Raw genomic sequence first — 25,101 nt, forward strand, 5'->3', positions numbered from 1 at the left:
AGTTGGAATACTTAAAAATAAGGATACGGCGGTCAAATCATTTGTCCTCACAAACAAAACGGATTACGATAGATAAGTATGAATAAAAAATCGGAAAGGGGGCGGTACACATAATGGTAGAAGCAAAACTGCGTGTGAAATATTGGTTCAGGAGATTATTAGCATCGGATCCTGGAAGAAAGCGGCTCAGTCAAGCCGGAAAGGCGACGATCAGTCTTATTTCTTCTGTTTTTACGACCATTTTCCTTATGAACATGTTCGGTCACTCCCCCTTGCTCCCGGCGGTCGTTTCCGGTATGGCGGGAATGATGGGGATCATGGTCGTCATGGATGATACGAGGAGGAAGAAGCAGGTAACGACGGGACTGCTTGCGATTTCAGCCAGTAGTGGAATTACTCTAGGCTCTTTACTTTCCTTCAATGCCGTACTTGTAGCCATCCTGATGATTATTATCATTTTCAGCAGTTTCTATTTTTCTCAGTATGGCAGCCGTTACTTCTCGCTGGGTATGATCGCCTTCTTTACAACGTATCTTTCTTCGTTTCTGAAACTCCCCCCCGCACAATTTCCATGGTTTTATCTGGCGGTCATCATCGGGATCAGTTACGCCTTCTTTTATAATTTCTATTTATTTAAAGATTCGGCTCAATTGCTCAGACGCAGCATCCAATCCTTTCACAGACAGGCGAACCTTACTTTCGAAATGATGATTGAGATTATCGAAGAGCCGGATATGACAGAGGCAAAAAAGAGAAAAGCGGAATACAATGTCAAGAAATTGAGGCAGTATGCGAGTAATGTATCGACGGATATCAATGAAGAAGACGTTCGTAAACTTTGGCAGGGTTTGAAGCCGAGTCAACTGCGTCTCTATATCTTCGATACGGCCATGTTCGTCATGACGCTTTCAGACAGCCTGAAACGTTTGAAGGAAGACGGGGCATTGGAAATGGATGAGCTGCGTTCACTGCTTGTGCGTGTCATCCATTCACTAAAGCAGGCAAAGATACTGGATACAGGAAGCGAAGATGAAAACCTGAAGGAAGCAAGAAATGTGGTACTTGCTTTAAGAAGCCTTATCGATGATCTTTTCGAAGAGCGTACCGGTCCTCCGGAAGGCTGGCTGTATCTCGTCAGACGGATTGAAGCGATCGCCTCGCATGTAACAGAAGGGGCACAGAAAGTAAGGGACGATATTGCAGATAACAGCTCAGAAGAGGTAATAGAAGAAACAGAAAAGGAAGAGGATACGGGTACCAAAGAAATGAGACCTACCACGAAAAAGGCGATTCAGTCGATGATAGCCGGAACGATTGCCATAATCGCCGGTTATTTGATATCACCGATCCAGCCTTATTGGATTGTCCTTACTGCTTTCATTGTCCTCTTGGGTACAGAGACGGTAGGAAGAACGTACTTGAAAGGCTTGGAGCGGTCCGTCGGAACGGTTATCGGCGCTGTCATCGGGTTTCTTCTTGCCAATCTCGTATCCGGACACATTGTCCTGATCATCGCTCTGTTGTTCTCCGTCGTTTTCTTCGCCTTCTATTTACTGACTGTATCCTATACGCTTATGAGTGTTTTCATTACGATGCTCATTGCTTTTATGTACGATCTCCTGCTCGGAGGAATCAGCTATCAGCTGCTGGGTGCCCGTGTCCTTGATACCATCATCGGTGCGGCAATTGCACTAGCCGTATCTGCGTTTATTCTCCCATCCAGAACGATGGACAAGATTACGGAAGTGTTCACCGATTATCTCGAGAATTTGGAAACATACGTCACTTCCTACGTGAAAGGGTTCCGTACACCGGTGCAGGTGAAGAATTTAGCCAACACCGCTTTCGATATGGATGATAAAATCCAGGCTATGGAAGATGAAGCAAAGCCGATTCTTCAAGGCCCTGGTGCGAGGAAGTATTCCAGACTTCCAAGGTTGATCACCGTGTTTACGGCCATTAACTATTATGCTAAACATTTGGTCGCTTCCTCTTATCAGAAGAACTTTCAATATCCAGAAGAACTCTGCCGGACGTTTGAAGAAATGGAGAGGAAACTCAGCTACAATATGGAACTTGTCCAGACGTTGATCGAAACGAATAAGATTGCTGGAGAGTTTTATGACCTTAAACAAGAGAGAGAAGAAATCGAACGCCACGCTCCGAACCACAACGAAAATCAGGGCGATCTCGTTCACCACCTCTACTATGTATGGAAAATAAATCAAGCTTTGATGCTTATGGGCGATGTGCTTGGCGCAAATGAAGGGAATCAAGAAATGAAACCGCGGACCGATTAAGGTTTGCGGTTTTTCATTTATAGGTATATGGGATGAGTGGAGGGAGGAGTATACTCCCATCTTTGGCGAAATGTGAAACATTCCCTCCCACAGTCCGTAATTCCTGTAACGAACACGCAAGTTGAACAGGAGGATTTGAATGAGAAAATACGTAGGCATGCTCGGTTTGTTAGTGATCCTGGTACTCACTGCTTGCTCATCAGGAGAAGAGACGAAGACTGTCAATAAGGAGGAGGTACCGGGAAAGGAGCAGGAATCGGAGCCGGCAGAATCTCCGTCCATGGAGCTTTCGGAAACGATGGATGATATTCTCCAGGAAGAGGCTGGGGAATACGCCGGCGAGCATTATGATAAAGAAAAGGTTAACCAAGCCTTGGATGACTTGGACATGGAAGGAATGGAAGCGGAAGAAATATATATGAACATCCTCCCTTTAATGAGTGAATCCGGGCAATACCGTGAATACTCAGAGTTCATCCAATCATTCCAAGCGAATATCGAAACAGAGGTGTCTGATACACCTGGAGGAATGGAACTGGAGGAAGGGAAGAAAGTGGAAGGTTCCGCCAACATAACGTTCCTCCTGGACTCCAGTGGAAGTATGGCAGAGACGATTGACGGCAGACAGAAGATGGACCATGCGAAGGACGCCATCCATGATTTTGTGGCCTCCATGCCGGAAGGATCCAATGTTTCTCTTCGTATTTATGGACAGGAAGGCAGCAGCAAAGAGTCTGATAAAGCATTGTCCTGTTCCAGTACTGAGAATGTTTACGACAGGAAGGCTTACGATGAAGAAGCTTTCCAACAAACACTGGAAGGGGTAGAGCCGGTTGGGTGGACGCCGATTGCCAAGGCCATAGAAGAGACGGAGAAGGATTTGAAATCCGGACCGAAAGTGAGGCAGCAGTTGGTTTATATTGTAAGTGACGGAATCGAAACATGCGGCGGTGATCCAGTCGCGGCAGCAGGTGCTCTGCGCGATTCCGGGGAAGAAGGAACCATCCACGTTATTGGTTTTGATGTGGATGATGAAGGGCAGGAACAGTTAATGGATGTAGCCAAGGCCGGCGGCGGGGAGTATGAAAGCGTCGACTCTGCAGCGGATTTCCAGCGTCTGTTCGAAAGAGAACGAGTTCGTCTCTTTAACGAATGGAGCAGGTGGACGACCGATAATTTTAATAACGTCGCGAGAGAACAGACAGATAAGTTAAATGAGTTGTACAGGGAGAGGACCGATTTTAAGAACCTTACGTTCCGGGAACAGAGCAACCTGAAAAATGCAGTCCTACACTTATCACAAGACGATCGAATCGATAGTGATACGAATAAACAAATCTATGAACTCATTGAGGAACGGGCAGATACGCTGAAAGAGTTGGAAGCGGACTTTGATGCCGCTCTCGACCAGACGGATGAGGAAGGCGATGAAAGAAGAGAGGATATTCTCGATAAAGGAAAAGAGAAAAAGGATCAATACAGCAACTGAGTGAACGTAAAAGGCCGGGCGATTGTTACAATCGTCCGGCTTTCTTCTACTGCTGTTCTTTTTTGTTCTTTCTCAACTTTTTGATGAAAGAATCATCAGGTGTTACAAATAAGGTCTGTTGGTTATCGTACGTCACAAAGCCTGGTTTAGCACCGGATGGCTTTTTCACATGACGGATCAGAGTATAATCGACCGGTACAGAGGATGAGCGGCTCGATTTACTGAAGTTCGCTGCCAGCTGTGCTGCTTCAAACAGGGTGTCTTCATTCGGGTCGCTGCTCTTAATGACGACATGGGACCCGGGGATGTCCTTGGCATGGAGCCAAATGTCTGTTTTGTGGGCGAGCCGGTTCGTCAAGTATTCATTTTGTTTGTTATTTCTTCCTACGTAGATGAGGGTTCCGTCACTGGCTTCGAATGCCTCGGGTGCCGGGGTTGCCTGCTTATTCTTTTTGTTTCCTTTGGACTGGGGCTTCATCTTCAGGTAGCCCTGCTCGCGAAGCTCTTCACGGATTTCTTCAATATCCTCTTCCCGAGCGGTCTCCACCTGTTGAAGCAGCCGGTCGAAATAGGCAATTTCATCTTCCGCTTTTTCTATCTCCACCTTAACGACCTGCTTGGATTTCTTGAGTTTCTGGTACGTTTGGAAAAGGCTTTGAGCATTTTCACTCGGAGATTTATTCGGATTCAAGTCGATGGTGATCTCGGCCTGTTCCGGATCATAGTAATCAACGACTGTTACCGCCTCATCCCCCGGTTTTACGAGATGCATGTGAGCGGTCAACAACTCTCCTAAGCGCTGATAGCGGTCGGCGGAATCCGATTTCTTCAACGTATCTTCATGTTTTTTGATTTTACGGATATTTTTATCTCTCTCATTTTTCATGAAACGATGGAGATCGCCGGCCTGCTGCTTGACACGGTCCCTTTCCGCTTTGCCCGAATAGTAGTCATCAAGCATGGCGCTTACCCTCTCGTACTGTTCCACTTCCCCATCAAATGCTTGGAGTGGAAATACATAGAACTGATTCTTTCCGCTGAGCTGCGCCTGGGGCGTATAATCGTGGGCAAGGATACGATCCCGAAAGCTCTTATAGGATTGCTTGAGGGCATCTGATCCACCAAGCCCTGCCTGATGAACGATCTCCTTGGCTATCATCGGCGAGAATCCCATGACGAGATTAAGGATTTGTTTATCCATTTTTCCGCTGTTAAAGTCAAGCTTTCTAATGAATAGATCCGGATCTAAATCAATCGGATTAAGTTTTCCTTGTTCCGGAGGGAGTTTGTATGGCTGACCGGGCATGATAGTACGGTGCCTGTTCTGCGAAGGAGGTAGGTGTTTGATACTGTCTAGAATATGCCCTTCCTCTTCATCTACAAGCAGGATGTTGGAGTGTTTCCCCATCACTTCTATAATCAGGGTCTTGATGGTTTCATCTCCAATTTCATTCCTGCTTCGAACTTTCAATTTTACGATTCGTTCCATATCCACCTGCTCGATTTCTTCTACAAATCCTCCGACCAGGTGTTTCCTCAGCAGCATGCACAACATCGGCGGTTCTTTCGGGTTGTTATAAATATCTTCCGTCAGATGGAAGCGTGCATAACTGGGATGAGCCGATAACAGCAGGCTGTGTTTCTTTCTCTGGGAACGGACGGTAAATACCAGTTCCGTGTCCGTCGGCTGATAAATTTTCATAATTCTACCCGAGCGGATGGTCTCATTTAATTCATGAGTAATCGCCCGGGTGACGATTCCGTCAAACGACATGGTCTTCACCTCTCTACTGTTGCAAGTATAGCACGAGTGCAGGAGGGAATTCTAAGAAAATTCCTTACACCCTCGCTATACGAAGCGGCTAATGGTAGAATGTTGTTTCGGATAATCTACGATGGGTGTGAGATGGATGAAGAGTATGACGGGATACGGTAAGGGAAGGGTGGAAAAGGATGGGACGGTCGTTCATGTTGAGTTGAGAGCTGTTAACCATCGTTTTCTCGATATCCATGTGAAACTGCCCGCGAGCTTTCTATCTATGGAAGAGGCTGTACGAAATGCCGTTAAACAAGAGCTGGAAAGAGGACATATCGACATATCTGTCATGATTGACGGAGACGGCTTTTTGAAAAAGAGGGTGGATATCGACTGGGATTTGACCGATCAGTATATTCATCAATGGAAGAAACTGAAAAGTCATTATGATTTGACGGGCGAAATGACTATTGATATGGTATCCAAGTTAGACGATGTTTTTTCTGTTAAGGAAACAAAGGAGAATACATCCTACATAAAACCTGTACTGGACGAAGCGATGTTTGCTGCGCTGCGGGCCTTGAATAAGATGCGGAGTCTGGAAGGGGAACGGATCTGGACAGACCTCCAAGCACGTGTTCGGGCTATGCGGGCGTTGTTAAAGAGAATGGAAGTAAGACGCCCGGCCTTTATCAAGGAATACAGGGACCGGATTAAACAAAGGGTTGAAGAATTCTCAAGAGAATTCATCGACCCGGAAGAGTCCCAGCTTCTCAAAGAGATTGCCATTCTTTCAGAAAAAGGGGACGTGACAGAAGAGTTGACCCGGATGGATTCCCACCTTCTGCAGGTGGAACGTCTCCTGAATGAAAAGGGAGCTGTCGGACGCCGGCTTGATTTCATGATTCAAGAAATGCATCGCGAAGTGAATACAATCGGCTCGAAATCCAATGACAGCGCACTGCTCGAGATCGTCATCCAATGGAAAAATGAATTGGAGAAAATGAAAGAACAAGTGCAAAATGTCGAATAACAATTGTGTTTATCACTAGTTTTTTCATATAATAGAGTTAGTGATTACAGTGCTTGGTCAGAAGAAGGAGGAGTCAGCTTTGAGTTTGAAGTTAATTAACATCGGCTTTGGAAATGTAGTTTCTGCCAACCGCATTATCTCGATCGTTTCACCGGAATCTGCGCCCATCAAACGTATTATTACCGTTGCACGTGACAATAATAAACTAGTAGATGCTACATACGGCCGTCGAACGAGAGCCGTCATCATTACCGACAGCGATCATGTCGTCCTTTCCGCCGTTCAGCCGGAAACCGTAGGGCAGCGGGTAATCAGCCATGATGAGATTTCAGATGAAAATTAGGGGGACAAACTGAAGTGATTGATCAGAAAGGAATTTTATTTATACTGTCCGGCCCCTCCGGGGTCGGGAAGGGTACTGTACGAAAGGCTTTGTTCGAACAGTCGACAGATTTGCGTTATTCTATTAGTATGACGACACGCGAACCTCGTGAAGGGGAAGTGGACGGCGTCGACTATTTCTTTAAAACGAGAGATGAGTTTGAGACATTGATTTCCCAAGGACAGCTCATTGAACATGCCGAGTATGTCGGCAACTATTACGGAACACCCCGTCAATATGTGGAGCAGACGCTTGAGGAAGGGAAAGACGTTTTCCTGGAAATCGAGGTCCAGGGTGCGATGAAGGTCCGCGAGAACTTTCCGCAAGGGGTATTCGTCTTCTTAATTCCGCCTTCTTTGGAAGAATTGAAAGACCGCATCGTCAACCGCGGTACCGAGACAGAAGATAAAGTGAAAAACCGTCTGCTCGCAGCTAAAGAAGAAATTGATATGATGGATGCCTATGATTATGTTGTCGTCAACGATGACATTAATCATGCCGTATCGAAAGTACAATCCATCGTAGCCAGTGAACACTGCAAGCGTGAGCGTGTAGCTCATCAATATAAGAAAGCATTGGAGGATGAATAATTATGATGCTGGAACCGTCTATTGACTCCCTACAGAAAAAAATTAAATCCAAGTACACGATTGTAACATTATCTGCCCGCAGAGCCCGTGAATTGAAACAGGGCAGCGCGCCGATGGTCGAAAACCCGAACTCTTTTCAACAAGTAGGTGTCGCTTTAGAAGAAATCGACAGCGGCAAGTTGAACTTCATCGAGTCTGATGAAATCCAGGCCCGTACAGAAACGCTATAAAACCGGACGTTCGTTATGCGTTTGGTCCATAAGAAGTACAAAAGCCGCGCTCATTCTCTGAATCCAGCGCGGCTTTTACTACGTAGCAAACATATATTCCAGTCGAGCAAAGGGGAACGTCTTATGTTAAAAGGAAAAAACATTGCATTGGGAGTCTCCGGCGGGATCGCCGCTTATAAAGCTGCTGCATTAACGAGCAAGCTGGTACAGGCAGGTGCGAACGTGAAGGTGATCATGACAAACAGTGCGCAGCAGTTCATCACGCCGACTACGTTTCAGGCGCTTTCCAGACAGCCTGTATACACCGATACTTTTCATGAACAGGACCCATCCCAAATACAGCATATCGATGTCGCGGACTGGGCAGACCTGTTCCTCGTCGCTCCTGCTACAGCCAACGTGATAGCGAAGATGGCAGGTGGCCATGCGGATGATATGTTGACGACGACACTGCTTGCCACAGAAGCACCTGTTTACATTGCTCCTGCGATGAATGTCCATATGTACAGTCATCCTGCTGTGATGAATAACATGAAGCAGCTGGATGAGTGGGGCTTTCGATTCATTGAGCCCGGAGAAGGATATCTTGCCTGCGGCTATGTCGGGAAGGGTAGGCTGGAAGAACCGGAAACGATCGTACGTGTGCTCGAAGGGGAAATGGACCGTAAAAAGATATTGGAAGGGAAACGTGTATTAATTACGGCAGGACCGACCAGGGAAAAGATTGACCCTGTCCGTTACTTCACCAACCCGTCGACAGGGAAGATGGGCTTTGCCCTTGCCCGCCAGGCCGCAACGCTTGGAGCGGACGTCACTCTGATTGCGGGACCGGTTCAGCTGGATACACCCCCGGGCGTAAATCGCTTCGATGTAACAACGGCAGAAGATATGTTTCAGGCTGTGATGCAGCATTATCCTGATCAGGACATTGTCATCAAATCAGCTGCCGTCGCCGACTACCGACCGAAAGTCACCTATGAACATAAAATGAAAAAACAGGCCGGGAATTATGTCGTGGAGATGGAGCGGACGAAGGATATTCTTTTCGAGCTTGGCCAGCGCAAGGAGCACCAGTATTTAATTGGCTTCGCAGCTGAAACCAACGATGTGGAGCATTATGGGAGGAAAAAGCTCATCAATAAAAACCTGGATGCCATCGTGATCAACAATGTAGGAGATCCGGGGGCCGGGTTCGGAACGGATACGAACGCCTCTCTATTCCTTACGAAAAAAGGGCAGGAGCAGACGTATCCGCTTCAGAGCAAAGACGAGCTTGCCGCCCGGATACTGACAGAAGCATACGGGGAGCTTGTGGAGCGTGACACCCCGTGACAATTGCCAACGTCATCGTAGATGTTCCATCTCAAAATACGGATCGACCCTTTGATTATAAAGTTCCGGAGAAATTTGAAGGCATCGTTCAGCCGGGCGTCCGGGTGATCGTCCCCTTCGGCCCGAGAAAAATTATGGGCTACGTCGTCTCTTTATCCGAAACAAGCAGTTTCCCGTCGGTAAAGAACATCACGGATGTACTGGACGTGCTTCCTACGCTGACAAAGGAACTGTTGGAGCTTGGTAAATGGCTTTCCCGTCAGACGCTCAGTTACTATATATCCTGCCTCCAAGTTATGATTCCTCAGGTGATGAAAGCGAAATACCGTAAGGAACTTTGGAAGTTGACGGAGGAACCGCTCGTGCCGGAGCTGGATCGGCTCTTTGATGGAAGGGGTGTCGTTGATTTCGAGGAGTTCGAACGATCCGGCATCAGCTACCGTCTGTTGAAGAAGCACATGGATGACGGCGAAGTGGATGTCCATTATGAAGTGAAGAGCAGAGAAACGAAGAAAGTCATTCCGATGGTGGAACCTGCACTTGAACCACTGCAATTGGAGGAGAAATGGCAGGACATATCCCCGAGGGCCAAAAAACAGTTGGCAATTGTTGAGTTTTTCATTGAATATCCGCATGCATTAGAGAAGAAGCGGCTGCTGTCGCTTCTTTCGACAACCCCGGCTTCCTTGAAGCCGCTTATAGAGGATGGGACGCTTCGCGAATATAAGCAGGAAGTGTTCCGCGATCCCTACGGCGAGAGAGAGTTTGAGCGGACAACCCCTTTTCCGTTAACGGATGAACAACAGTCTTCCATCACGCCGATCCTCCGTTCTATTGAACAGAAGCAGCATGAAATTTTTCTGCTGCACGGAGTGACCGGAAGCGGTAAGACGGAAGTATACCTGCAATCCATACAGGAAGTGATCGATAAAGGGGAAGAAGCAATCATGCTGGTGCCGGAAATCGCGCTGACTCCGCAAATGGTGGAACGATTCAAGGGAAGGTTCGGGTCAAAAGTGGCTGTTCTGCATAGTGCCCTTTCTGCAGGGGAGAAGTATGATGAATGGCGGAAGATCCAGCGCCGGGATGTTCAAGTCGTCGTGGGGGCAAGGTCTGCCATTTTCGCTCCTTTTACGAATCTCGGATTGATTATTATTGATGAAGAGCATGAAACCAGTTATAAACAGGAGGACAGAACAAGATACCATGCGAGGGACGTCGCCATCAAACGCGGGGAGACGCACCGATGCCCCGTCGTTCTCGGAAGCGCGACTCCGGCTCTTGAAAGTTACGCCAGGGCGGTCAAGGGAAACTATCACCTCCTAACGATGAAAAAACGGATGAACGAAGCGGTCATGCCGGAAGTAGAGCTTGTCGATATGAGAGAAGAACTTCATGAAGGGAACCGTACGATGTTTTCACGGGTGTTGAAGGAGAAAATAGAGGACCGTATTGCCAAAGGAGAACAAATCGTCTTGTTCTTGAACAGGCGTGGTTATTCTACATTCGTCATGTGCCGGGACTGCGGTCATGTGCAGGAATGTCCACACTGCGATATTGCCCTCACCTATCACAAGCGGCAGAATAAATTGAAATGCCACTATTGTTCCCACGAAGAACCAATGCCTAAGGAATGTCCGGAGTGTGAAAGCAAAACGATTCGTTTCTTTGGTACTGGAACGCAGAAGGTGGAGGAAGCTTTGCAGGAGCTTATACCAGAAGCGCGCGTACTCCGAATGGACGTGGATACGACCCGGCGCAAAGGTGCTCATGAACGGCTTCTGAAACAGTTCGGTGAGAAAGAGGCGGATATTTTACTCGGAACACAGATGATCGCAAAGGGGCTGGATTTCGGAAATGTTACGCTCGTCGGAGTGCTCGCGGCCGATGCGATGCTCAACCTTCCTGACTTTCGCGCTTCAGAAAAGACGTTCCAACTCCTCACGCAGGTCAGCGGCCGGGCAGGGAGACACGAAAAGGCGGGGGAAGTCGTCGTCCAGACGTACACACCCGAACATTACAGCATTGAACTTGCAAGCACGTACGATTTTGAGCGTTTTTTCCAGGAGGAAATGAAGCTTAGGAAAGCGTTCCGGTACCCGCCTTATTACTACTTAACGCTGTTCACGGTTTCTCATCCGAATCAGCTGAAAGTTCAGGAAGTCACCCAGAAAATAACGATGTTCATGCAGCAGCAATTGTCCGATGGTGCCTTTGTACTGGGGCCGACGCCGTCTGCGCTGACCAGGATCAATAATAGATATCGCTATCAATGCATGGTAAAATACAAGAAAGAACCAGAGCAGCGGAAATTCGTGGAACGGATCCTGCATTACTATGAAGAAGAAATGAAACAAGAAAATGGATTACAAATCACGGTTGATTTTCAACCGTACCAGCTTATGTAAGCTGTCGTCAGAAGGGAGCAACTAGTCATGACAAGAATCGCATTCATGGGAACACCGGACTTCGCCGTCCCCGTTCTCGACCGCATCATAGAAGAAGGATACGAGGTCGTCCTCGTCATCACCCAGCCTGACCGCCCGAAAGGTCGTAAAAAAGTAATGACCCCGCCGCCCGTCAAAGTGGCTGCGGAAAAGCACGGCATTCCTGTATTTCAACCGGAGAAAATCAAGAACGAATACGAAGAGGTCTTGGCTTATGACCCGGACTTGATCGTTACTGCAGCTTTCGGACAGATCCTGCCGGAAGCGTTGTTAAAAGAACCGAAGCACGGATGTATCAACGTCCATGCATCCCTGCTCCCTGAATTCAGGGGAGGAGCACCGATTCATTACAGCATCTTAGCAGGTAAGAAAGAAACGGGCGTTACGATCATGTATATGGTCAAAAAGCTGGATGCCGGCGATATGCTTGCCAAAACAGTTGTCCCAATTACGGATGAGGACCACGTCGGAACACTCCATGATAAACTTTCGGAAGCCGGTTCCGACCTGTTGGCCGAAACGCTGCCGAGGCTGTTGGCCGGGGAGATCACACCGGAGAAGCAGGACGAAACCCTCGTCACTTTTGCTTCGAATATTAAACGGGAGCAGGAGCTTATCGACTGGAACAAGGATCAGCAGACCATCTATAATCATGTGAGAGGCCTCCACCCTTGGCCTGTCGCCTATACGTATTGGAACGATAAACCAATGAAGATCTGGTGGGTGGAGAAAGTGGACGGCACAAGTTCCGAAGTAGCCGGAACAGTCACAGGGATCGAAGAGGACGGTTTTCTTGTCGCCACCGGAGACGGGAAAACGGTCAAGGTTACGTCCCTGCAGCCGTCCGGCAAGAAAAAAATGGACGGCCAGGCCTTTATTAACGGATCCGGTCAATCATTAGAAATCGGAGATCGTCTGGGGGAGCAGCATGACTAAATTTTTACTTAGAGAGACGGCTCTCGATCTATTAACGAGAATCGGAGATCAAGGCGGCTTCAGCCACGTACTGCTGGATAGAGAAATCAATAAACAGGATTTCTCCAGGCAGGACGGCGGGCTGTTGACAGAAATCGTATACGGCACTCTTCAGCGCCGCGATCTCATTGCTTATACGATACAACCTTATATACAGAAACAAAAGAAAATAAAGCCCTGGGTCCGCTGGCTTCTTTATATGTCCGTCTATCAAATGATGTTCCTTGAGCGGGTTCCGGATCATGCAATCATCCATGAAGCGGTAGAGATATCGAAAAAGCGCGGCCACAAGGGAATCGCATCGTTTATGAATGGTGTGCTGCGTAACGTACAGAGGAATGGTGGACGGGATCTGGATGAGATTACAGATCCGGTGGAAAAGCTTGCGATCCGAACGAGTCACCCACTTTGGCTTGTCAAACGTTGGGCGGAGCAATATGGAGAAGAAGTGACGGAGGCGATGTGTGAAGCGAACAACCGCCATTTGCCGATGAGCATCCGAATTCAACCGCTGCGGATGGACAGAGAAGAGGTCGTTTCCAGACTGGAAGAAGACGGGCTTACCGTAGAGGAAAGCCAGCTGTCCCCGCAAGGATTGATCGTCACTGGTGGTGCCATACTTAAACACCCGCTGTTTGCGGAAGGATATGTAACCGTACAGGATCAAAGCTCCATGCTTGTTGCGGAGATGATGGATCTTGCTTCAGGTATGACTGTCCTTGACGCCTGTAGTGCCCCCGGCGGCAAGACGACACATATCGCGGAGAAGATGGCAGATGAAGGGGAAATACTGGCTTATGATCTGCATGAGAAGAAAGCGAAGCTTGTAGAGAAGAAAGCAAAACAGCTGCAGTTGACTTCGATTACGGCAGGGCAGGCCGATTCTCGAAAACTTGGCGAGAAACATGCGGCAGAACACTTTGATCGTATTCTGCTCGATGCTCCTTGCTCCGGACTTGGTGTTTTGCGCGGAAAGCCGGATATAAAGTATCATAAAACGGAACAGGATATATACTCGCTCCGTTTAATCCAGGATGATCTCCTCGATGAGATGGCACCTTTGTTGAAATCAGGCGGCAAGCTTGTTTATAGTACGTGTACAGTAGACCGTCATGAAAATGAAGAAGCTGTGAAGCACTTTCTTTCCAAACATCCAGAATTCCGTGTGGATCCTTCGTTTAAGGAAGATCTGCCACCTGCTTTGAGGGACGGCATCGGCCTTTCTGAACACGGACTTCAGCTATTCCCGCACGAGTGGGATACAGATGGATTTTTCTTGACCCGATTGATCAAACAATAACTCGGAGGGTGCATCGGTTGTATTTCCGGTGGCCCCCGGGAAATCAAAAGTAGGTGAGTCTATGTTAGGCTATTTTCTTACAGACCAAGGGCAAGTTCGCAATCATAATGAAGATGCGGGTGGTGTGTTTTCCGAAAAAGCACCAATCCTCGCTGTCGTTGCCGACGGAATGGGCGGCCACCAGGCGGGAGACGTCGCAAGCCGGATGGCAACCGATCATTTACATAACAAATGGAAAGAATCCGGCACTATAGCGACTCCGGAAGAGGCAGAGCAGTGGATGATAGAAACGGTTCGGTCCGCAAACGATGAAATAAAAGCATATGCGGATGAGCACGAGGAATGTCAAGGGATGGGGACAACGATTGTTGCAGCTATCAGCACGGACCAGTTTGCGACAATCGCTCATATCGGAGACAGCCGTTGTTACCTTGCGAATGCATATGGGTTCCAGTCTGTAACGGATGACCATTCTTTAGTCAATGAGCTGGTACGGACAGGGCAGATCACGGAAGAAGAGGCGGAACATCATCCCAGGAAGAACGTTCTGTTGAAAGCTCTCGGAACCGAATTCGGTTTGGAACCGGATGTCCGCACGCTGGAATTTGAAAAAGATGACCGTCTTCTTTTGTGTACAGACGGATTGACGAACAAGGTGAATGATCAGGAATTATCTGAGCTGAAAGATTTTCATGGGGAATGGGAAGATTTTTGCCGTCGATTAATTGAACTGGCCAACGCACGGGGCGGAGAAGATAATATCACCCTTGCTGTCGTCCATTATGATTCGGCAACCCATGAGAAAGAGGGTGTACAATAATGCTCCAGGACCGTCTCCTTAATGACCGTTATCGCGTAGGGGAGATGATCGGCGGCGGGGGTATGGCAAACGTTTATCTCGCCCATGATACCATCCTCAACAGGGAGGTGGCCGTCAAAGTCCTACGTTTAGAACACGGGAATGACGAGGAATTCATTGCCAGGTTCCACCGGGAAGCACAGTCTGCCACAAGCCTTTCCCATCCTAATATCGTCAATATCTATGATGTCGGGGAAGAAGATGACATCTATTACATGGTGATGGAATACGTGGACGGAATGACCTTAAAGCAGTACATCCAGCAGCACAGCCCGATTGACGCTTCCGATGCTGTCGATATCATGAGGCAGGTAGCCTCTGCGATCGCCCATGCCCATGATAATGAAATCGTTCACCGGGACATAAAACCGCAGAACATATTAATTGATCACTATGGACATGTAAAAGTAACAGACTTCGGGATTGCGATGGCGTTAAGTGCTACTTCGCTGACGCAGACGAATTCGGTGCTCGGCTCCGTCCACTATTTATCACCGGAGCAGGCACGCGGCGGTGTCGCTACAAAGAAATCTGATATTTATTCTCTTGGTATTGTTTTCTTCGAACTGCTGACAGGACGCCTTCCTTTCTCCGGTGAGTCTCCTGTGTCCATTGCTTTAAAGCATTTGCAGCATGAGACACCGTCCTTGAAACGATGGAATTCGGACCTTCCGCAAAGCGTGGAGAACATCGTTCTGAAAGCGACGGCTAAAGATCCCTTCCACCGATATGAGTCTGTATTGGATATGGAACAGGATATTGAAACGTCTTTGGAACTCGATCGGAGAGATGAAGCGGCTTTCGAAATACCGCAGGATGACGAGGAAGAAATGACGAAGGCCATCCCGGTCATTACAAATGATGTGTATGGTGAACAGACCGAAGAAGACACGATTATCCATTCTCAGCCGAATGGTGTCCAGACTCCTGCTGAGGAGGAAACGCAGGAATATAACCAACCTCCTGCTCCGGCGAAGAAAGGCAAAAAGAAAAAGAATAAAAAAGTAAATAAGCCGAAAAAACCGAAGAAAAAACGGAAAGTCTGGCCGTGGATCGTCACGATCCTTATCCTTCTGCTTTTGGGTGGCGGAACGGCAGCTGCACTTTATGTTCCTGGATTTATTCGGCCGGCAGAAGTCGAGATGATTGATGTCGCAGGCATGGAATATGAAGAGGCTTACAGTGAATTGAGCGATTTGAACTTAAAAGTGAACCGGGAAACGATGTTTTCAGAAGATGTCGAAGAGGGAATGGTCATTCGGACGGATCCGGAAGCCGGCCGTACGGTTCAAGAAGAGTCTGAAGTAACCGTTTATTCAAGCCTTGGAAGAGAACGGGTCGAATTTGAAGATTACACAGGGGAAGATTTCGACAGTGTCGAAGAGGAGCTTCGGGATAAAGGGTATTCTGAAATTGAACGAATACCTGAAACGAGCGATCAGCCGCCGGGAGAAATTACGGCGCAGCTGTCCCCGGAACCCGGGACGAAAGTACTTCCGGATGAAACGAAGGTCATTTTCCGTGTCAGCAGCGGCCCACCGACCATCGATTTAGGTCGGCTGGATGATATGACGAAGGAGCAGGCGGAAAGTTATCTTGATAATCGTAATCTTAAAATGCAGGTAGTGGAAGAGTATTCCGATGAGGTGGACAAGGGACGCGTCATTACGCAGGATCCAGACCCATACACAGAAGTCAAGGAAGGTTCGACGGTAACCATTACTGTTTCCTTGGGTCCTGAGGAAAAGCCGCCTCGGGAGGAGACCGTCTCGGTAGAAGTGCCTTTCGATGAGGCTTCGGAAGAGACCGAGCAGCAGGTGCTCATTTATGTGGATGACTTGGAACGGGATATGGAAGAGCCTGTCATTGAGGAGACCATTACCGAGACGACGTCGTTCGATATAACATTGACGATTGCCGAAGATACGGAAGCAGCGTATAAAGTTCAAAGGGGTGACGAAGTCATTGCAGAAGAAAGTGTATCGTATTAAGAAGGTGAAATCATGGCGACAGGCAAAATAATCAAGGCCTTAAGCGGGTTTTATTATGTCCTTCATGAGGGAGAAATTTACCAATGCAGAGGGAGAGGTAACTTTCGGAAGAAGAAAGTGTCTCCTCTCGTCGGTGACATGGTCGAATTCAAAGCGGACAATCGGGAAGAAGGGTATATTTTATCTATTGAAGAACGGAAAAATGAATTTGTGCGGCCGCCGATTGCCAATGTGGATCAGGCTCTGATTGTAACATCCGCTACCCGACCGGATTTCAATGCGCTTCTCCTCGATCGTTTCCTTGTTCTTGTGGAAGCGAAACGGATTGAACCGATTATCGTTATTTCGAAAATGGACCGTCTGGATGAAGATCAGGTGAAAGAGATGCAGCATTATGAGACGATGTATGGCGAAATCGGCTATCCCGTTATCCTGTCTGCTGTCAATGATCCAGAGGCGATGGACTTGATCCAGTCCCATCTTGCAGACCGCACGACTGTAATTGCCGGTCAGTCGGGGGTAGGGAAATCCTCTCTCTTGAATTCCATCGATTCCAGGTTGTCCATTGATACGGATGAAATATCAGAGAGTCTCGGCCGCGGGAAGCACACGACGAGGCATGTGGAACTGTATGAAATATCCAATGGGCTTGTAGCAGATACGCCGGGGTTCAGTTCGCTTGAATTTGCAGACTTGGAACTGGAACAGCTGCCGGAGTGCTTTCCGGAATTTGTGGCGGTTCAGGATGGGTGCAAATTCAGAGGCTGCCTGCATCATAAAGAGCCTAAATGTGCGGTGAAAATGGAAGTAGAGGCAGGTAACATCAGCAGCCAGCGCTACCAACATTATCTGCAGTTCCTGGAAGAAATACAGAATAGAAAGCCGAGGTATTAAACGATGACAAAAATTGCACCATCCATCTTAGCATCCGATTTTGCTAAACTGGGAGAGGAAATTAAAGACGTCGAGCTCGCAGGAGCAGATTATATCCATGTAGATGTCATGGATGGACATTTCGTTCCAAACATTACGATCGGCCCTTTGATTGTTGATGCGGTCCGCCCGGTGACGAGCCTTCCGCTTGACGTCCATTTAATGATCGAGAATCCGGAAGCTTACGTGGAAACGTTCGCCAAAGCGGGCGCAGATATTCTAACGGTCCATCAGGAAGCGTGTCCGCACCTCCACCGCACCATCCAACTGATTAAAAGTCACGGGGTGAAAGCAGGTGTGGTCATTAACCCTGCGACACCTGCCGAAGCGATTCGTCCTATACTGAAAGACGTGGATCTTGTATTGTTAATGACGGTCAATCCTGGTTTCGGTGGTCAGTCATTCATACATTCTGTACTGCCTAAAGTCAGCCAGATCGATGCATGGAGAACGGAAGAAGCGCTGGATTTTGAAATTGAGATTGATGGCGGCGTCAATGAAGAAACGGCACGCCTTTGCACCGAAGCCGGTGCTGATGTCCTCGTAGCAGGAAGCGCTGTTTTCAATCACCCCGACCGTAAAAAAGCGATAGATGCGATTCGCAGCTCTTTATAAGGGGAAGAAGCTCAAATGATTGCCAGCAGGCATCCATTTGAGCTTCTTGTTTATTCATCATTAATCTTGGAGGGAATCATATGAACCACACCATCGTCGTTGTCGGAGGAGGACCGGCAGCTTACATACCAGACCTGAAACAGACAGTGCAAGGGGATTGCCTGTGGATCGGTGCAGACAAGGGAGCCGAAGTACTGATCGAGCAAGGCATTAAACCGGATCTTGCCATCGGAGACTTTGATTCTGTATCACCGGAAGTATTAAGGCGTATTCAGGCTTCGGCAGCTGAAACACGTATATATCCGGATGAGAAAGATGAAACCGATCTTGAGCTTGCTGTGATAGAAGCACAAAAAAGAAACCCTGCGCATATTTTATTAGTCGGAGTGACGGGAGGAAGGCTTGATCATTCCCAAGCTAACATTCAGCTGCTTTACACGCTTGCAGAACGGGATGTGAAAGCGACCATCGTAGATAAACAAAATCGAGTGGAATTAGTCAAAGCCGGAGAGCATACGATAGAAGCGGATGAAGAATACCCGTACATCTCTTTCCTGCCTGTCACCCTGGATGTGTCAGGGCTTACTCTAAAGGGTTTTTATTATCCACTCACAGACGCATATGTACCTTATGGATCAACCCTCTGCATTTCGAACAGGCTTCTTGAAGATACGGGTACTTTTTCCTTTCAGGCAGGCATACTCTTAGTAATAAGAAGCAAAGACTTGACTAATAGAGGGTAGAGAAGGGTTGTTCCATCAGTTATAACAGGAGGAGGGGGCTCTTTGAAATTTTATACTATCAAACTCCCGCGGTTCGTCGGGGGCATAGTGCGTGCAGTCATAAGTACATTCAAAAAAGACTAACAGGCCCAACAAAAAAAGCACCCGGAATCCGGGTGCTTCTTTTGTTCAAAGAGTTATACGCGTTGTAATTTGCCTGATTTTAGCTCACGTGCAGTAACGTAAACTTTCTTAGGCTTACCATCTACAAGAATACGTACTTTTTGAAGGTTAGCTTTGAATTGACGTTTATTAGCGTTCATCGCGTGTGAACGGTGGTTACCTGAACGTGTACCTTTACCAGATATAACACTACGTGCCATGAAAAATCCCTCCTGTTACATAAATCATCAGATACTTAGTAACTTTATCATATCAAAATAAGGTTTGCAATAAGATAGGTCGAATTATATCAAGAATTTCTTCTTGACAGATACATGGATATGTCTCAAAGTATATAAGGGATATTCAGATCCTTTTCGGGAATTGAAGCAGAATTCACCTGTGAATCTTATGTTATAATTGAGTAAGAATACGAGGATTATAAAGGAGGATCTATATGTCCGTGGATTTGAACAACCAATATGGTCATATCACTATTAGTAATGAAGTAATCTCAACGATCGCCGGAGGGGCGGCAGTCGAGTGTTATGGAATTGTCGGCATGGCTTCGAAGAACCAGATACGGGACGGCCTGTCCGAAATGCTCCGTAAAGAAAACTTTTCCAAAGGGGTCGTTGTCAGACAGGACAAAGATCGCCTTCATATAGATATGTTTATCATCGTAAGTTATGGGACGAAGATTTCTGAGGTGGCTCATAACGTCCAATCTCAAGTGAAATACACACTGAACAAAACAGTCGGTTTGTCCGTTGACTCTGTGAACATCTTTATCCAGGGAGTCCGTGTGACAAGCGCATAAAGCAGCGGTTGCAGTCAAAGGAGGACGTAAGTGTGACGGTAGAAAAGCTAGACGGCAAAATGTTGGCCGAAATGATTTTACAGGGGGCGCATCATCTGAAGAGAAATTCCCAGATGATCGATGCCCTAAACGTATTTCCCGTACCAGACGGAGATACAGGAACGAACATGAACTTATCCATGACCTCCGGAGCGGAGGAAGTGAAAACCGTAGATCAAAATCATGCAGGGGCAGTGGCGAAAGCACTGTCCAAGGGACTGCTTATGGGCGCCCGTGGGAATTCCGGTGTCATCCTTTCTCAAATCTTCCGTGGTTTCTCAAAAGTTAATGAAGATAAGGAAACGTTGACAACGAAAGATTTCTCGGCGGCTCTTGAAGGCGGCGTGGATACAGCCTATAAAGCGGTTATGAAACCGGTAGAAGGAACAATTCTTACCGTAGCTCGTGAAACAGCGGAAGGTTCGGTGGAAGCTGCAGAAAAGCACACGGCTTTCATTCCGTTTATGGAAGAAGTGGTAAAAGCTGCGAAAGCATCGCTTAAACGGACCCCGGAACTGCTTCCTGTTTTAAAGGAAGTCGGAGTCGTGGACAGTGGCGGCCAGGGTCTTGTAACCATTTATGAAGGATTTCTTGCTTCCTTGAAAGGGGAAGAACTTCCGGCAGTTCAGGAAACCGTATCCATGGATGATATGGTCAATGCAGAACATCATAAATCTGCTCAGGATTTCATGAATACGGAAGATATCGAATACGGCTATTGCACGGAATTCATGGTGAAATTCGAAGAGGACAAGCTTGCGGAAAACCCTTATGATGAGGATGCATTCCGCAACCAGCTCAGCGAAATTGGTGATTCCCTCCTAGTCGTTTCCGATGAAGACTTAATTAAAGTGCATGTTCATGCCGAGTATCCCGGCGAAGCGATGACGCTCGGTCAGAAGTACGGCAGTCTCATTAACATGAAGATCGAGAATATGCGTGAACAGCATACATCTATTGTAGGAGACAAGAAAAAAGGCGCTAAGCAGGAAAAGAAAGCGCCATACGGTATCGTCACAGTAAGTATGGGGGAAGGGATCAGGAAATTGTTCGAAAGCCTCGGCGCGACAGTTGTCATCCAAGGTGGACAAACAATGAACCCTAGTACCCAGGATCTGTCGGAAGCGATCAAGGAAGCCCATGCAGACCGTGTGCTCATTCTCCCGAACAATAAGAATATTGTGATGGCGGCGGAACAGGCGGCCGAGCTTGCTGATGTGGAAGTAGCCGTTATTCCGACGAAGACCATTCCGCAGGGAATGAGTGCTCTTCTAGGATTTAATCCGGAAGCGGATCTTGACACGAATAAAGAGGAAATGAGCCAGCTGATGTCCGAAGTGAAAACCGGACAGGTTACGTATGCGGTACGGGATACCCAGATCGATGGACTAGCCATTGAAAAAGGCCATTTTATGGGGATCGCGGAAAGTAAAATACAAACAACGGCAAAAGAAGCGTTAGAGGCAGCGAAGGCTCTGCTTCGCGAGATGATCGATGAGGATGAAGATGAAATCCTGACCATTCTTACTGGTGAAGAAGTTGAAGAAGATGAAATTGGTCAGTTGGAAGCGTATATTGAAGATACGTTCGAAGATTTGGAAGTGGAAGTTCACACAGGTGGACAGCCGATTTATTCCTATATCTTCTCTATTGAATAAAATATAGAAAAAGAGATCAGAGCATACAGCTCTGATCTCTTTTTTTATATTATCATAAAAGCGTGCTGCTCAGGACAACACTGTTCCTGCTACCTGGTTGCCGGCTTAAGCCGGAAGTTTCTGCGGATGGACAAGAGAACCATGCAGATATAGGCAAGGACTAAAGCCGTGTAAATAATGGCGATGGAGGTGTCTCCAAGCTCTACTGTATTCAAAAGCGTTCGGATATTTGTCAAAACGATGAATCCACCGGCGAGGACACCTAATACGAGAGACGGCATTATTTTCACAAGCCAGGCAGCAAGGGGGGCCGCAATAACCCCGCCGATCACAAACGCAGATACGAGCAGCCAGCTGAATTGCTCCCAGCCAAGAAAGATAAGAAACCCGAGGGTCGCAGAAACAGTGACGATGAATTCGCTGGTATCTACCGTTCCAATCACTTTTCGGGGTTCAAGCTTCTGTCTTGCCAGGAGAACGGGCGTATTCACTGGTCCCCACCCGCCGCCGCCGACTGCATCAAGAAAACCTCCGATAAATCCAAGTGGAAACAAAAAGCTCTTTTTGAAAGGCCGCTTCTCCTGGGGCCGCTTCTGTCCCATGGTAAGGAAACGAATGATGATATAGATTCCTAATACGAGGAGGAAGAGTGATATGTAGGGTCGGATAATTTCTCCTGGAACCCAGCTTAATACAGCTGCACCGAGAAAAGCGCTGATGGCACCGGGAACAGCCAGAATAACGACGAGACGCTTATCGACATTCCCGAATTTATAGTGAGAGAAGCCGGAAGCGGCCGTCGTTGCCACTTGAGCCATATGAATGGATGCAGAAGCTACTGCCGGAGCAAGTCCATAGGCAAGCAGAATCGTTGAGGAAGTCAATCCGAAGCCCATGCCGAGAGCACCATCGACTAACTGAGCAAAAAATCCCACTAATGCGAAAACAATTAATTTATTCAATCCAACCTCTCCTTTTACCCTTTAATTCCAGCTCCCATATGGTGTATGATTAATCATATGAGAATACTTGGTTTTATGTGTGAAGAGGTTTTCTACAAAAATAAAAAAACCCTTCACACAGAAGAGGCTTTCGTTCCTCTCCTTATCTTTCAGACAATGTCTGCTGGATGGAGCACCTTTAAAAGGTTGCTGCGGGATCGTTGGACCAGTTTCCTCCCCCGGCTCTTCATAAGGATGTAGTATCTTGCTTTGATTACTTACCAAATTAAAGCAGAGGGGGACCATTGTCAATATTAAAAACAGAAAAGTTGTAATTTTTAAAAAACCTGTTGACATATCTTAGAAAGAAGCCTACTATTTGAATCAATTAGTTTTTTTGAAATATCCAACCGACTAATTTTTCTTATCTAGAGAGGTGGAGGGACTGGCCCATCGAAGCCTCGGCAACGGGTCTAACCGTTAAAGTTAGACGCTGTGCCAATTCCAGCAGATGCTGAAAGCATTTGGAAAGATAAGAAGGACGTATCTTACTTTCAGACGCCCTTCTTCTTTTCCGGAAGAGGGGCGTTTTTATTTGGAGAAAGGCAGGCGAGTGTATGGGAAACTTACTTACGTACCAGCATTTTTCCGGTGATCCATTCAAAAATGATCAGCCAGAGGATGATACGAAAGGCGCGAGAAAGGTCATTCAATGGGCATACGACCAGTATGGTTCTGACGTGGTTTATGCGTGCAGCTTCGGCGCAGAGGGAATGGTACTCATCGATCTGATTTCGCAGGTCAAACCGGATGCGGATGTCGTTTTTCTCGACACAGGTCTTCACTTCCAGGAAACCTACGATTTGATTGATAAAGTGAAGAAGCGGTATCCGGCGCTTCATATTCATATGAAATTACCGGAGCTTACAGTGGAAGAACAGGCAGAAAAGCATGGTTCCGCTTTGTGGAAGAGACAGCCGGACCAGTGTTGTTACATCCGGAAGATCAAACCGTTGGAAGAGGCACTGTCCGGTGCGGTTGCCTGGCTTTCCGGCCTGCGCAGAGAACAGTCCCCGAGCAGAGCGAAGACGGATTTCATCAACAAAGATGAACGGTTTAAGTCCGTGAAAGTTTGTCCACTGATACATTGGACTTGGGACGACGTATGGCATTATATCCGACTAAATAGCTTGGATTACAATGCTTTGCATGACCAAAACTATCCAAGTGTAGGATGTATTCCTTGTACATCCCAGGCCGTCGGCGACGACCGCTCCGGCCGCTGGAAAGGATTTAATAAAACGGAGTGTGGTCTTCACACCCCGGGCCCATCAGAAACGAACTAATCGAAACGAACTAATAGGAGGATGTATGAAATGGCAGTCATTAAACCCCATGGAGGGAAGTTAATCAATAGATGGAACGAAACACCGGAGGATTTACCGAAGGACAGTATCGAACTGGATGGAATGGCTCTCAGTGACGTGGAGCTGATCGGTAACGGAGCATACAGTCCGCTGGAAGGGTTCCTGAACAAGGAAGACTATGAATCCGTTGTCGATACGATGCGTTTGAAAGACGGGACACCCTGGAGCATTCCGATTACGCTGCCTGTAAGTCAAGAGAAGGCAGAATCGTTAGGAAAAGAAGCCAAGCTTATCCATAATGGAACGGTGTACGGTGTGATTGAGATCGAAGACATCTTCAAACCTGACAAAGAAAAAGAAGCGCAAAAAGTATATTTAACTACGGACCTTGCTCACCCGGGTGTCAAAAAGTTGTTTGAACGCCCCGACTATTATGTATCCGGTACTATCCAGGTTTTTGCTTCGTCAGCAAAAGAACACGGAGAAGAGTTTTACCTCGATCCGAAAGAAACGAGAGCACTTTTCGAAAAGAACGGATGGAGGAAGGTTGTCGGTTTCCAAACAAGGAACCCTGTCCACCGCGCCCACGAATATATTCAAAAAGCGGCCTTGGAGACGGTTGACGGTTTATTCCTGAACCCGTTGGTGGGCGAGACGAAGAGCGATGACATACCAAGTGATGTTCGGATGAAGAGCTACCAGGTACTGCTTGATCATTACTATCCGAAGGACCGCGTGACCCTGGCCGTTTTCCGTGCAGCCATGCGCTACGCAGGTCCAAGGGAAGCGATCTTCCATGCCATCGTCCGTAAAAACTTCGGCTGCTCTCATTTCATCGTCGGCCGTGACCACGCTGGAGTAGGCGACTACTACGGAACGTATGACGCACAGAAGATATTCTCTCACTACGACGAAGGCGAACTTGATATTACTCCGATGTTCTTTGAACACAGTTTTTATTGTGAGGCATGTGAAGCGATGGCCTCTCACAAGACGTGCCCGCACGATAAGGAAAATCACGTCATCCTTTCCGGAACCAAAGTCCGTGAGCTGTTACGGAGCGGGGAGAAACCGCCGAAGACATTCAGCCGCCCGGAAGTTGTAGAAGTTTTGATTGAAGGGCTGCAGGCGAAAGCTGCAGACGTAAAGGGGTGAAGGGA

Annotated in this window: 23 protein-coding genes and 2 riboswitches; of the genes, 20 read left to right on the forward strand and 3 right to left on the reverse strand. The window is 47.5% G+C overall.

Annotated elements, in window-relative coordinates:
* Positions 1-113 precede the first annotated feature (113 nt).
* Both M662_RS08840 and M662_RS08845 read left to right on the forward strand, forming a co-directional pair.
* Entirely contained in the window at positions 114-2,300 is a 2,187-nt protein-coding gene (locus M662_RS08840; RefSeq protein WP_026577499.1) for an FUSC family protein, read from the forward strand.
* 139 nt (positions 2,301-2,439) lie between these two features.
* Positions 2,440-3,789 carry a vWA domain-containing protein gene (locus tag M662_RS08845; protein WP_026577498.1) on the forward strand — a complete coding sequence of 450 codons (1,350 nt, stop codon included), beginning with the start codon at positions 2,440-2,442 and terminating at the stop codon, positions 3,787-3,789.
* Between the two features lie 46 nt (positions 3,790-3,835).
* Here the strand turns inward: M662_RS08845 and M662_RS08850 are convergent, their stop codons facing one another.
* A complete protein-coding gene (locus M662_RS08850; protein ID WP_008637243.1) occupies positions 3,836-5,563 on the reverse strand; it encodes an Rqc2 family fibronectin-binding protein in 1,728 nt (575 codons plus the stop codon).
* Positions 5,564-5,699: 136 nt separating this feature from the next.
* On the opposite strand from M662_RS08850, the gene M662_RS08855 reads away from it, so the two are divergent.
* The 14 genes from M662_RS08855 to spoVM all read left to right on the forward strand — a co-directional run bounded on the left by M662_RS08855 (position 5,700) and on the right by spoVM (position 19,098).
* Positions 5,700-6,578 (forward strand): YicC/YloC family endoribonuclease, encoded by an 879-nt coding sequence (locus tag M662_RS08855; protein WP_162129288.1) that lies wholly within the window; start codon positions 5,700-5,702, stop codon positions 6,576-6,578.
* 79 nt (positions 6,579-6,657) lie between these two features.
* Positions 6,658-6,921: an extracellular matrix/biofilm regulator RemA gene (gene remA, locus M662_RS08860; protein ID WP_008637241.1), complete on the forward strand. Its 264-nt coding sequence runs from the start codon at positions 6,658-6,660 to the stop codon at positions 6,919-6,921.
* Between the two features lie 14 nt (positions 6,922-6,935).
* Complete coding sequence (gmk, locus tag M662_RS08865; protein ID WP_008637240.1) at positions 6,936-7,550, forward strand: guanylate kinase; 615 nt, start codon at positions 6,936-6,938, stop codon at positions 7,548-7,550.
* A gap of 2 nt (positions 7,551-7,552) precedes the next feature.
* Complete coding sequence (gene rpoZ, locus M662_RS08870; protein ID WP_008637239.1) at positions 7,553-7,780, forward strand: DNA-directed RNA polymerase subunit omega; 228 nt, start codon at positions 7,553-7,555, stop codon at positions 7,778-7,780.
* 123 nt (positions 7,781-7,903) lie between these two features.
* Positions 7,904-9,112, forward strand: coding sequence for a bifunctional phosphopantothenoylcysteine decarboxylase/phosphopantothenate--cysteine ligase CoaBC (coaBC, locus tag M662_RS08875; protein WP_026577496.1), 1,209 nt, complete (start codon positions 7,904-7,906; stop codon positions 9,110-9,112).
* Positions 9,109-11,520 (forward strand): primosomal protein N', encoded by a 2,412-nt coding sequence (priA, locus tag M662_RS08880; protein WP_008637237.1) that lies wholly within the window; start codon positions 9,109-9,111, stop codon positions 11,518-11,520. Before coaBC ends, priA begins: the two co-directional genes overlap by 4 nt.
* Positions 11,521-11,547: 27 nt before the next feature.
* Positions 11,548-12,495, forward strand: coding sequence for a methionyl-tRNA formyltransferase (fmt, locus tag M662_RS08885; protein ID WP_026577495.1), 948 nt, complete (start codon positions 11,548-11,550; stop codon positions 12,493-12,495).
* Positions 12,488-13,834, forward strand: a complete 1,347-nt coding sequence (gene rsmB, locus M662_RS08890; protein ID WP_008637235.1) for a 16S rRNA (cytosine(967)-C(5))-methyltransferase RsmB — start codon at positions 12,488-12,490, stop codon at positions 13,832-13,834. The genes fmt and rsmB overlap by 8 nt, the downstream gene beginning before the upstream one ends.
* Before the next feature lie 61 nt (positions 13,835-13,895).
* A complete protein-coding gene (locus M662_RS08895; protein ID WP_008637234.1) occupies positions 13,896-14,654 on the forward strand; it encodes a Stp1/IreP family PP2C-type Ser/Thr phosphatase in 759 nt (252 codons plus the stop codon).
* On the forward strand, positions 14,654-16,684 hold the full coding sequence (pknB, locus tag M662_RS08900) for a Stk1 family PASTA domain-containing Ser/Thr kinase (protein ID WP_026577494.1): 2,031 nt from the start codon (positions 14,654-14,656) through the stop codon (positions 16,682-16,684). Before M662_RS08895 ends, pknB begins: the two co-directional genes overlap by 1 nt.
* Positions 16,685-16,696: 12 nt before the next feature.
* A complete protein-coding gene (gene rsgA / locus M662_RS08905; RefSeq protein WP_008637232.1) occupies positions 16,697-17,578 on the forward strand; it encodes a ribosome small subunit-dependent GTPase A in 882 nt (293 codons plus the stop codon).
* A gap of 3 nt (positions 17,579-17,581) precedes the next feature.
* Positions 17,582-18,232: a ribulose-phosphate 3-epimerase gene (rpe, locus tag M662_RS08910; RefSeq protein WP_008637231.1), complete on the forward strand. Its 651-nt coding sequence runs from the start codon at positions 17,582-17,584 to the stop codon at positions 18,230-18,232.
* Between the two features lie 80 nt (positions 18,233-18,312).
* A complete protein-coding gene (locus M662_RS08915; RefSeq protein ID WP_026577493.1) occupies positions 18,313-18,975 on the forward strand; it encodes a thiamine diphosphokinase in 663 nt (220 codons plus the stop codon).
* A gap of 42 nt (positions 18,976-19,017) precedes the next feature.
* Entirely contained in the window at positions 19,018-19,098 is an 81-nt protein-coding gene (spoVM, locus tag M662_RS08920) for a stage V sporulation protein SpoVM (protein WP_035531293.1), read from the forward strand.
* 53 nt (positions 19,099-19,151) lie between these two features.
* Here spoVM and rpmB read toward each other — a convergent pair whose 3' ends face one another.
* Positions 19,152-19,337, reverse strand: coding sequence for a 50S ribosomal protein L28 (rpmB, locus tag M662_RS08925; protein ID WP_008637223.1), 186 nt, complete (start codon positions 19,335-19,337; stop codon positions 19,152-19,154).
* Positions 19,338-19,573: 236 nt separating this feature from the next.
* Here rpmB and M662_RS08930 point away from each other — a divergent pair, with 236 nt between their 5' ends.
* Together M662_RS08930 and M662_RS08935 are read left to right on the forward strand one after the other, a co-directional pair.
* Entirely contained in the window at positions 19,574-19,936 is a 363-nt protein-coding gene (locus M662_RS08930) for an Asp23/Gls24 family envelope stress response protein (protein WP_008637222.1), read from the forward strand.
* Positions 19,937-19,968: 32 nt separating this feature from the next.
* Complete coding sequence (locus tag M662_RS08935; RefSeq protein ID WP_008637220.1) at positions 19,969-21,633, forward strand: DAK2 domain-containing protein; 1,665 nt, start codon at positions 19,969-19,971, stop codon at positions 21,631-21,633.
* Positions 21,634-21,722: 89 nt separating this feature from the next.
* Here M662_RS08935 and M662_RS08940 read toward each other — a convergent pair whose 3' ends face one another.
* On the reverse strand, positions 21,723-22,595 hold the full coding sequence (locus M662_RS08940) for a sulfite exporter TauE/SafE family protein (RefSeq protein ID WP_026577492.1): 873 nt from the start codon (positions 22,593-22,595) through the stop codon (positions 21,723-21,725).
* Between the two features lie 139 nt (positions 22,596-22,734).
* Positions 22,735-22,830: riboswitch (SAM riboswitch) on the reverse strand.
* Positions 22,831-22,995: 165 nt separating this feature from the next.
* Positions 22,996-23,113: riboswitch (SAM riboswitch) on the forward strand.
* A 78-nt stretch (positions 23,114-23,191) separates the two neighbouring features.
* Here M662_RS08940 and M662_RS08945 point away from each other — a divergent pair.
* Positions 23,192-23,920, forward strand: a complete 729-nt coding sequence (locus M662_RS08945; protein WP_026577491.1) for a phosphoadenylyl-sulfate reductase — start codon at positions 23,192-23,194, stop codon at positions 23,918-23,920.
* A gap of 30 nt (positions 23,921-23,950) precedes the next feature.
* Positions 23,951-25,096, forward strand: coding sequence for a sulfate adenylyltransferase (gene sat / locus M662_RS08950; RefSeq protein ID WP_026577490.1), 1,146 nt, complete (start codon positions 23,951-23,953; stop codon positions 25,094-25,096).
* Positions 25,097-25,101 lie beyond the last annotated feature (5 nt).

The sequence above is a fragment of the Bacillus sp. SB49 genome, from assembly GCF_000469135.2.
Classification (GTDB): Bacteria; Bacillota; Bacilli; order Bacillales; family Halobacillaceae; genus Halobacillus.

Excerpts from the sequence above, each read along its gene's own strand:
- rpmB (WP_008637223.1), bottom strand. The coding sequence starts at position 19,337 with ATGGCACGTAGTGTTATATCTGGTAAAGGTACACGTTCAGGTAACCAC.
- fmt (WP_026577495.1), top strand. The coding sequence starts at position 11,548 with ATGACAAGAATCGCATTCATGGGAACACCGGACTTCGCCGTCCCCGTT.
- M662_RS08945 (WP_026577491.1), top strand. The coding sequence starts at position 23,192 with ATGGGAAACTTACTTACGTACCAGCATTTTTCCGGTGATCCATTCAAA.
- rsgA (WP_008637232.1), top strand. The coding sequence starts at position 16,697 with ATGGCGACAGGCAAAATAATCAAGGCCTTAAGCGGGTTTTATTATGTC.
- M662_RS08850 (WP_008637243.1), bottom strand. The coding sequence starts at position 5,563 with ATGTCGTTTGACGGAATCGTCACCCGGGCGATTACTCATGAATTAAAT.
- rpoZ (WP_008637239.1), top strand. The coding sequence starts at position 7,553 with ATGATGCTGGAACCGTCTATTGACTCCCTACAGAAAAAAATTAAATCC.
- M662_RS08895 (WP_008637234.1), top strand. The coding sequence starts at position 13,896 with ATGTTAGGCTATTTTCTTACAGACCAAGGGCAAGTTCGCAATCATAAT.
- rsmB (WP_008637235.1), top strand. The coding sequence starts at position 12,488 with ATGACTAAATTTTTACTTAGAGAGACGGCTCTCGATCTATTAACGAGA.
- M662_RS08915 (WP_026577493.1), top strand. The coding sequence starts at position 18,313 with ATGAACCACACCATCGTCGTTGTCGGAGGAGGACCGGCAGCTTACATA.
- rpe (WP_008637231.1), top strand. The coding sequence starts at position 17,582 with ATGACAAAAATTGCACCATCCATCTTAGCATCCGATTTTGCTAAACTG.
- sat (WP_026577490.1), top strand. The coding sequence starts at position 23,951 with ATGGCAGTCATTAAACCCCATGGAGGGAAGTTAATCAATAGATGGAAC.
- coaBC (WP_026577496.1), top strand. The coding sequence starts at position 7,904 with ATGTTAAAAGGAAAAAACATTGCATTGGGAGTCTCCGGCGGGATCGCC.
- M662_RS08840 (WP_026577499.1), top strand. The coding sequence starts at position 114 with ATGGTAGAAGCAAAACTGCGTGTGAAATATTGGTTCAGGAGATTATTA.
- pknB (WP_026577494.1), top strand. The coding sequence starts at position 14,654 with ATGCTCCAGGACCGTCTCCTTAATGACCGTTATCGCGTAGGGGAGATG.
- M662_RS08845 (WP_026577498.1), top strand. The coding sequence starts at position 2,440 with ATGAGAAAATACGTAGGCATGCTCGGTTTGTTAGTGATCCTGGTACTC.
- M662_RS08930 (WP_008637222.1), top strand. The coding sequence starts at position 19,574 with ATGTCCGTGGATTTGAACAACCAATATGGTCATATCACTATTAGTAAT.
- M662_RS08855 (WP_162129288.1), top strand. The coding sequence starts at position 5,700 with ATGAAGAGTATGACGGGATACGGTAAGGGAAGGGTGGAAAAGGATGGG.